Source organism: Okeania sp. SIO2F4, assembly GCF_010672385.1.
GTDB lineage: Bacteria > Cyanobacteriota > Cyanobacteriia > Cyanobacteriales > Microcoleaceae > Trichodesmium.
The window spans coordinates 1-8,549 of the sequence record NZ_JAAHGT010000384.1; the positions used below are offsets into that span (position 1 = coordinate 1).

General features: G+C 37.3%; 8 protein-coding genes, 1 tRNA gene and 2 pseudogenes. 9 read left to right on the plus strand and 2 right to left on the minus strand.

What is annotated here, in order from left to right; all coding sequences use genetic code 11:
- Positions 1 to 488: 488 nt before the first annotated feature.
- The 5 genes and pseudogenes from F6K22_RS22290 (at position 489) to F6K22_RS22305 (ending at position 3,457) form a co-directional block, all read left to right on the plus strand.
- A tRNA-Met gene (locus F6K22_RS22290) sits at positions 489 to 574 on the plus strand.
- A gap of 98 nt (positions 575 to 672) precedes the next feature.
- A pseudogene (locus tag F6K22_RS43130) lies at positions 673 to 775 on the plus strand (50S ribosomal protein L7/L12); the annotation flags it as partial.
- A gap of 173 nt (positions 776 to 948) precedes the next feature.
- A pseudogene (locus F6K22_RS42355) lies at positions 949 to 1,062 on the plus strand (ribosomal protein L7/L12); the annotation flags it as partial.
- A gap of 7 nt (positions 1,063 to 1,069) precedes the next feature.
- Positions 1,070 to 1,504, plus strand: coding sequence for a hypothetical protein (locus F6K22_RS22300; protein ID WP_293102836.1), 435 nt, complete (start codon positions 1,070 to 1,072; stop codon positions 1,502 to 1,504).
- Between the two features lie 489 nt (positions 1,505 to 1,993).
- Positions 1,994 to 3,457, plus strand: coding sequence for a vWA domain-containing protein (locus tag F6K22_RS22305; RefSeq protein WP_293102839.1), 1,464 nt, complete (start codon positions 1,994 to 1,996; stop codon positions 3,455 to 3,457).
- 143 nt (positions 3,458 to 3,600) lie between these two features.
- On the opposite strand, the gene F6K22_RS22310 is transcribed toward F6K22_RS22305, so the two are convergent.
- On the minus strand, positions 3,601 to 4,263 hold the full coding sequence (locus F6K22_RS22310) for a MarC family protein (RefSeq protein ID WP_293102842.1): 663 nt from the start codon (positions 4,261 to 4,263) through the stop codon (positions 3,601 to 3,603).
- Positions 4,264 to 4,737: 474 nt separating this feature from the next.
- Between F6K22_RS22310 and F6K22_RS22315 the strand changes: the two genes are divergently transcribed.
- From F6K22_RS22315 to F6K22_RS22325, 3 genes are all read left to right on the plus strand, one after another.
- The gene (locus F6K22_RS22315) at positions 4,738 to 4,881 is read left to right on the plus strand and encodes a hypothetical protein (RefSeq protein WP_293102844.1); all 144 of its coding nucleotides are present in this window, start codon (positions 4,738 to 4,740) and stop codon (positions 4,879 to 4,881) included.
- 2 nt (positions 4,882 to 4,883) lie between these two features.
- A complete protein-coding gene (locus F6K22_RS22320; protein ID WP_293102847.1) occupies positions 4,884 to 5,195 on the plus strand; it encodes a hypothetical protein in 312 nt (103 codons plus the stop codon).
- A gap of 995 nt (positions 5,196 to 6,190) precedes the next feature.
- Positions 6,191 to 7,441 carry a GUN4 domain-containing protein gene (locus F6K22_RS22325; RefSeq protein ID WP_293102850.1) on the plus strand — a complete coding sequence of 417 codons (1,251 nt, stop codon included), beginning with the start codon at positions 6,191 to 6,193 and terminating at the stop codon, positions 7,439 to 7,441.
- A gap of 807 nt (positions 7,442 to 8,248) precedes the next feature.
- On the opposite strand, the gene F6K22_RS22330 is transcribed toward F6K22_RS22325, so the two are convergent.
- Complete coding sequence (locus F6K22_RS22330) at positions 8,249 to 8,422, minus strand: hypothetical protein (RefSeq protein WP_293102853.1); 174 nt, start codon at positions 8,420 to 8,422, stop codon at positions 8,249 to 8,251.
- Between F6K22_RS22330 and F6K22_RS42360 the strand changes: the two genes are divergently transcribed.
- A partial coding sequence (locus F6K22_RS42360; protein WP_363274151.1) for a WD40 repeat domain-containing protein occupies positions 8,398 to 8,549 on the plus strand: 152 nt, incomplete at its 3' end. The two genes, F6K22_RS22330 and F6K22_RS42360, sit on opposite strands and share 25 nt — an antisense overlap.

Below are 8,549 nucleotides of genomic sequence, written 5' to 3' on the forward strand. Positions count from 1 at the left end.
TCTCGGGAACGCCTTCGGCGAACAAATCCTGTGTATAAACAAACAGCTTTTTTGACTTGCGCGAAATGACTTTAACTATTACAATAAAGTCAAGTATGACACAAATTTACGAATAATTAGAGCAAATATTAATGTAAAAAAATGTCAGTTTATATAATTAAATATAAATTGTCAAAAATTTAATTTTCATCTCGCGCCCTAACAATTAAAGCTTACATACTAGCCAAACGGCGCTTGATTTGGTCTCAAGAAAAAGCAGGTTTAATTCCTGTGTGTATACAAATAGCTTTCTTGACTTGTGCGAGATGATTTTAAATAAAGAAAAATTCATTTAAAAAAAATTATACAGATTTACAGACAATTACAAAATAGTTAGAGTAGGCAAAAATTATAAGATTTTATATTAGTGTCGATCGCCACACTTATTCACCCTACCAAGATTTAATAAAAAATCCAAATATTTACTTTGCGCCCTAACAGAAAAAGCTTACATACTAGCCTAGTGGTTTAAGGCACTTGACTCATAATCAAGCAAATCCAAAAAAGGATTTCGCAGGTTCAAATCCTGCGTATGAACAAACAGCTTTTTTGACTTGCGTAAAGTATTTATTTTAAGTAATTGTGTCGATAAATTTTCAGTATATAAAATTTTTATTGTATGGAGAAGATATTATGTCTATCAAAACTGATGAAATATTGGAAAAACTCAAATCTATCACAATTTTGGAAGCTACAGAATTGGTGAAACAAATAGAAGATTATTTTCAAGTAAGTTCCAAACCTAAGATTGTAATAAAACCTCCTCCTAATTTCGATGACTATCGGAAATATATTCCCGAACCACAAACTATTTTTGATGTTGTCTTAGAGCAATTTCCTGCTAATAAAAAAATATCTTTTATTAAGGAGATACGCAGTTTAAATCTGTTTTAAACTTTACAGCAAACTAAAAAAGTTGTTGATAATTTACCCCAAATTATTAAATCTAATGTCAATACTCAAGAAGCCGAACAGATAAAGCAAAAATTAGAGGAATTGGGAGCAAAAGTTTATTTGAAATAATTTTAGTATGTGCCATAAAACTATTTATTTCAATAGTAATCAATTAGAAAATATTGTCAAAGAATTTAATAATTGTACTTTGCCAAGAAGCAATTGGACTCATGCTGCACATTTGATTGTGGCTCTATGGTATTTGACTAATTACTCAGAGTCAGAGGCTATAAATAATATTCGCGATCGCATCAAAAAATATAACGCATCGATGGGTATTCAAATGACTAAGAATAGTGGCTACCATGAAACAATTACAATGTTTTGGGTAAAAATTGTTCGGCAATATGTAGTTATTAATTCAGCCAGTAATTCTTTTGTAGAAATGGCAAATAATTTAGTCAACCTTTACGAAAATTCAGCTTTACCTTTTGAATATTATAGTAGAGAATACCTGATGTCTTGGGAAGCTAGAAAAAATTGGGTAAAACCAGATTTAAAACCGTTGTAAAAAACTGTACGGGTGGTACATTGTAATTATTTTTATTACGAGAAAAGTGGGAGCATCTTGCTCCCGTATTTGCAGGCAGGATGGTCGGAATGGGCATTATTTGTTTCTATCTACTCTACTATTACGCGAGTATGACTACCAAAAATTTTAAAGCTGAACGCTGAATGCTGAAAACTAAAAACTATAAAAATTAGCAGTTATCGTCGCGCCCTAAACTAGAGAGGTTACATACAACTTATTGGGGAGCTTATAAGTACAAAACTCTCTGAACTTGCGCGGTGTATTCATCATAAATATTAATATTAATACTCCGCAAAACTGCCAACAATAATTGTCTATTAAAAGTCTATTTTTTTATAATTAAATCATTTAATAGCGAGCAGTTATATATTCTAAAATGTACGATATTTTTTACATTTAACCTTGATTTAAATATTAACATGCCGCTGTTAATTGATAACTAATAACTGAATAAAGGGGGTAGTTAAAATGAATAAAATCAAGATGAATAACGACGAACGCGACTTACGTCTAGAAATGCTTAATAGTCTGCTCACAACTCCTCACCGTCAATTAGAAAAAGTAGCAGAAATTCATCAATTAATTGTTGAGTTAGACCCTATTTTTTACGGACACTTAGCAGTTTGGTATCAAAATAACGGTGATGTGCGCGACCATAAAGAAGTGTTCTTGGGAAACTTGTTAACAAGTAACCTAACTGAACACCGAGATGCAGGTTTCATAATGCTACAAAATTTTCCACCTTACCAGGTGTCACGCATTGTAGACTTTATGAAACAGCAACAAAATAAAATGCCACGTTCCGCGCGTACTGCTGTTACTCGCTATCTACGGAAGCGCGAACAAAACTCAGAATTTTTCGACCGCGCTGCTATCCGTAACCGCAAGGCAATGAAGCACTTATATGCTACCTTGCATATTAAACCTAATTCTCGCGCTGATGCTATCTTATTTAAAGAAAGACCTCCAGAAGATAGTCTAGCTTTCATGCTGAAGCAGTTGGCAAAAACAGAAACAGCAGCAGAGCAAGCAGCATTAATAGTGGAACACAATATTCCCTATACTATTGCTGTGGGAGCAGTAAAAAAATTAACACCTACTGTATTAGTAGCGTTGATAAATTCTATGTCTCCCCAGGAAATTATCAATAACCTGAAGTCTCTAACTGCTCGTGGGGCAATGGAACACCCAGAAGTAAAGGCGTTAATAGATGAGAAACTGACTGAGGCGCAAAAGAGCGATCGCGTATCTGCTTATAAAGCTAAGGTTGCTGCTGATGCTTCCCAGGTTGATGGGGAAACTGCTGCCAAGTTGGAGCAGGTGACTAACGAACAAGTCAAAAAGCGCGGTAAAATTTCTCTACCAACAGCTTTACTTGTAGATAAGTCTGGTTCCATGCAAAAGGCGATCGAAGTTGGTAAGCTTTTAGCTTCTCTAATTTCGGGTATTACTGAAGCTGAATTATTTGTCTATGCTTTTGATACCATTCCTTATCCTGTGACTGCCGAAGGTACAGAGTTGAGTGACTGGGAACGTGGTTTCCAACATATTCGTGCAGGTGGAGGTACAAGTTGCGGTTGCGCTGTAGAAGCAATGCGACGCAAAAAGCAAGTTGTCGAACAGTTTATTCTGGTGACAGATGAAGGAGAAAATACTTCACCTTATTTTGCTGATGCTTACACTGCTTATTGTCGTGACTTGGCAGTAATGCCAAATGTGGTCATCGTGCGTTTGGGTAACTATGCTTCTAATTATGTGGAAAGTCAACTGAAGCAGAAGCAAGCGCCAGTGGAAACTTTTAGTTTCAAAGGTGACTACTACTCTCTACCTAATTTGGTGCCAATGTTGTCTCACCCTTCACGACTGGAGTTGTTGATGGAAATTATGGAGACTTCTTTACCAGTGCGTAATGATAAGGAAAGTCAAAAGTAAAAAAAAATAGAACTTATGCAGAAACCGGGTTTATCCAGAAAATTTCGTGATTTGAAAATAATCAGGGAAATAAACCCGTTTTCTTGTTTGGATGCGTAAGTCTTGAATAAAAATGAAAATCACTTGAGTGTGATGCTTCAGACTTAAGACTGCAACAAAATGGGAGCCAATTTTTTAACAATGTCAGTCACACCTCCAGCTATCAACTCAACAGCAATTGACAATATTAAAAAACCAAAAATTCGATTTAAAGCTCCAATTCCATTTTGCCCAATTCTATCAATTAATGGTTTTCCCAAAATCAAACATAGATAAACAATAATTCCTAATAAAAGCACACCTGCTGCACATCCCAAAGATTGAACGAGCTGTTTTGCTTGTGTTCCTTGAGAAATGGCGACACCAATTGCTCCAGGACCAGCTATCAGTGGCAGTGCCATAGGTGCAAATGAGACATCTTCTCGGTCGGTTGCTTCCTGACGTTCCCCTTGTGTGAGCATTTGTTTAGTTGTCACCATTCCCCAGGCCGTATGACCAACAATTAGCCCACCTGCAATCTGAATCTCAGCCAGAGAAAGTCCAAAAAATTTAAGGATATAGCTACCGATAAACAGAAAAACTATCAAAATTAATGTTACATTAATTGCTGTTTTTTGAGCTTGTTCAATTTGATAGCATCTGCTATCTCTGGAGGTTAAACTATAAAAAATGGGAATAGTGCCAATGGGATTGGCAATTGCAAACAAAGACGCTAGGGTTGTTCCCATATAGGAAATAAAGTCAAGTATAGTCGGATTTATCATCATTTTATTGAATAACTTTAGCTCTGTTCATGCTGATTTGTTCAATCCTCCCAACCTAGTATTACTTTTAATAAATGGTATTCAAAGGATATTTGAAAAGTACAGCGTGCATTTCCTAAGACACTACTTTTGATTCAAGAATCAAGAAATTATTATATCATTGTTTGTAAGAACTTTTGCAGGTAGTTTGTGGTCAAATATTGTTGTAATATTGGGAGCAAAATTTTCAATAGTGGTTATCAGGAAGTTACTATATAGAAGTGCTAAACCCGGATCAAGTCCATATTGACACTGCTAGTCATAATTTCCTTTTTAAGCATCAAGTCCCCGTAGTAACATTTGGGTAAAGGACAGATTTTCCATGTTATTAGTCACTTTTGGGCTAAACATTCCCAAACACCTACATCTCGTCATTGACAACTATGTACGGGTTTCCTAACAACTGGGATGCGGTTAAGCAACAAGGGAGTTAAAAACTTGCTTAGTCAAGTTAAAATTCAACCAGATACAATTAACTTTAGTAAGTTGCAAAATGCGGCGACTGCTAACGAGTTAATGGTGAAGTTGTACATGGGTGCTGTTAAAAGCGCTAAATTACAACATCAGACTTACGGAGAATAACTGTGACCAAAAAAGAAAAGTCAAACAAGTCTAATCTTCTTTATCAAAGATTAACAGAAGCATTAGAAAATGGTAGTAAAGTCCGCATTGAAGCAGAGGAAACTTATTATGGTCTTCCCGTTTGTGTAACGGAAGATTTTGTAGAAATTATGGTATTAGTGCCACCAGATGAATTTGATGAAGAAGATGATACTTTTAAACAAGTGACATGGTTGATTCGACTTGACTCTATTTTTGCGATCGCCTACCCTACAGAATACTGGTCAAGTGCCAGATTGGAAAAACTACTGGAAATAGGTGTTAATCAAAATTAATTAAGTCCAGTAGGGTGCGTCAAGCTTGAAAATGTGGGTTAAAAAACCTAACCCCCCAACCCCCTTAAGTGCTAGCGTTGGGGGGGGATTTCTCTCCTCTCCTCGTAGGAGAGGGGTTGGGGGAGAGGTCTTCTTTGCTTGCTTCTAAACCACAATTTTAGTCTTGACACGCCAGTAGTTGATTGACACATATTCAATGGTGCGTTACGACGGATTACTAAATCCCTTTGATAGTCTGAATTTAAGCCTTCTAACACACCCTACAATTTTGCACCAAATTAGGTGTGTCGGTCCAGTAGGGTGCGTTTCGCTGCGCGACATGAAAAGCGTTTGCGCAGCATTCCGCAGGAAAGCGTAACGCACCGAAGATTAGGTCAGGGGCGGTGCTTTACGATGGATTGCTGAATTCCTTATCACTTATCACTTTCTTCCAAAGTTGAATAAAATATATCGAGCGTTCGATATATTTTATCGACTATCCAAATTAGTCTGTGCTGCGAATTTAACTTCTGGCTTCTAACTTCAAGGCGGGCGATCGCTCCTTGACAACTAGAAAAAGTTGTTTTATTCTCAAAGTAGATAAGTATTATAGGGAAATAGTGCCTCTTTTTTTTAGAGCCATCATAAATGGAAGTAAGCGGGAAGAAAAAGGAAATACCAAAATAACTGTAGGGGTTTGGTCTCCAAATCCATTACCCTTGATGCTCAACCACAGAATTTTAATCCCCGCCCCAGTTATAGTTATATTTAAGCTGCAATTTTTATAGGTCAAAGAAGAAAAATGAGAGTTTTTTGGCGATCGCTCCTTGACATCTAGAAAAAGTTGTTTTATTCTAAAAGTAGATAAGTATTATGGGGAAAGAGTGGCTCTTTTTTTAGAGCTATAATTTTTTCAATTTCCTCTATTGGAAAGGATGGGAAAGGAAAACCTATAATTGAAGTTGTAGGTAAAAGAAGAAAAATCAGACTTTCAAACTTCTGAACCTCTCAAAAAGATGAAATTTCTACCTCGCATTCTAGGTATAACTTTCCTGTCACTAACTCTGACAAATTGTTCTGGGAAATTACTACCAGAAAAAATTGCCTCTCGACTAGAGCCTAGTATTGTCAAACTATTTTATAAAAATCAACCCGGACATGGAACTGATTTTTTCGTGTCTGGAGAAGAGGGAGTCTGTACCGTACTAACAGCAGCTCATGTTGTGAAAAAAGAAGGGGAAAGATTATTACAGACTAAGGATGAAAAATTCTGGCAAGTGGCTAGGGTGGAAATATTTCCTAGTGATATAGATTTAGCTTTAGTTACTTTTAAACCAGAGAGAGGAAGTTGTAATTATCCGGCGCTGAAAATAGGTAATTCTGAGAGTCTGAGAAAAGGTAGTTCTATCTATATTTCTGGTTTTCCTATTGGGGGTGCGAAGTTGGTATCCCAGTTTGTTGATGGTAAAGTTTCAGCTTTAGATAATTTGGCGCGAGGTTATGGAGTTGCTTATCAAGCTTTGACTGTGGGTGGGATGAGTGGAGCGCCTGTTGTGGATGTAAAAGGTGAGGTTGTGGCAGTACATGGAAGGAGTGATTTTGAAATTGTGGAAAGTTTTGCTTCTGTACAAGCAAGTTTGTCTGAGTCACAACGGTCAACTTTTCAGCAAGCTGTGGAAAGGGTAGAGACTGGTGTTCAACGTTGGACTTTTTCTTGGGGTATACCTATTAATATGAATGATATTCCTCTAGTTTCAGCTAAAGGAGTTGACTATACAAAACTTCGCAACTTATTGGCAGAGGGAAAATGGACAGAAGCAGACTTTGAAACATATAGAGTAATGGTAAAAGTAGCAGGTAGGGAGTCAGAAGAATGGCTGAGAGCTGAGGATGTAGAGAATTTTTCCTGTCAGGATTTAGGCACGATTGACAAACTTTGGGTAGAGTATAGTAATGGTAAGTTTGGCTATTCTGTTCAGAAGCAAATTTATCAAAGTTTGGGTGGTACTAAGAAACGAAACCAACAAGTATGGATAGCCTTCGCCGATCAAGTGGGATGGCGTAAAGATGGAAAATGGTTAAATTGGTGGCAAACAGGTTTTCACAATAGAGGACCATATGATCGTGGTTACTTTCCCTCTTTAACTCCAGGAGATGAGAAGGGGGGGGAGAACTGGCATAGGAATATATTATATTTTCATACCAAATTCTCTTATTATCGAGACTTGTCAACTTTAATATCTAACCGTTTGAGCGATCAATTATAGTCAGCACCATCAAATTATCTACCATCCAAAAAAAAGGTGCGTGACGGCAAAAATTCTTGAGTTTCTCTAAAATCAAAAAGAGGATGCCGTCACACACCCTACCATTTCCTACCTAGAAAGCATTTTTTAAAGCTTGGCGTTCGCGTAGCGGTGCGTAGCACTATCGCCACATTCAAATCTTCCTCAAAAATAAATAAGTCAACCAATATTTCCCAATCCTACCTCTGCTGAATAAAATATATCGAGCGTTCGATATAAATTATCCACTATGCAAATTTAGTTAGCTTTCAGCGTAACGCACCATCAGATTATCAATAAAAAAAAGGTGCATGACGGCAAAATTTCTTGAGTTTCCCTAAAATCAAAAAGAGGATGCCGTCACACACCCTACGATTTTCTACCTAGAAAGCATTTTTCAAAGCTTGGCGATCGCGTAGCGGTGCGTAGCACTATCGCCACATTCATATAAAATCCGGATAATTACTATAGCTTGCGTCCGAAGCGACTGGAACGGAGTGGAAGGAAGCAATCTCCGCGCACCCCTGAGATTGCTTCCTATCGTCGCAATGACCACTGTTCAAGCTGATTCTATATCAAACCTTCCTCAAAAATAAATCAACCAATATTTCCCAACCCTACCTCTGCTGAATAAAATATATCGAGCGTTCGATATAAATTATCGACTATCCAAATTTAATTAACTTTCAGCGTAACGCACCATCAGATTATCTATAAAAAAAGGTGCGTGACGGCAAAATTTCTGGAGTTTCCCCAAAATCGAAAAAAAGGATGCCGTTACACACCTTACTACTTTCCTGCCAACTTATCTTCCTTTGCCAAAAAAGTTTCCAAATAAACAACACGCGACTCCCTAGAAGAACCAGAATTTGCCGACTGCTCAAAATACCTTCCATTTCTTAATGCTTTAGTAGTAGCTCGCAAAGCTTGATAACCATCTGTTCCCACATCCAAAGTCATCAAACCAGGGTAGAGTAAGAGCAGTAGCTTTTAGTCACAACGGGAAGACCATTGCAACAGGCAGTGCTGACAATACTGCCCGCCTCTGGGATACGAACACTGGCAAACAAGTTGCTACCTTCAACCACCA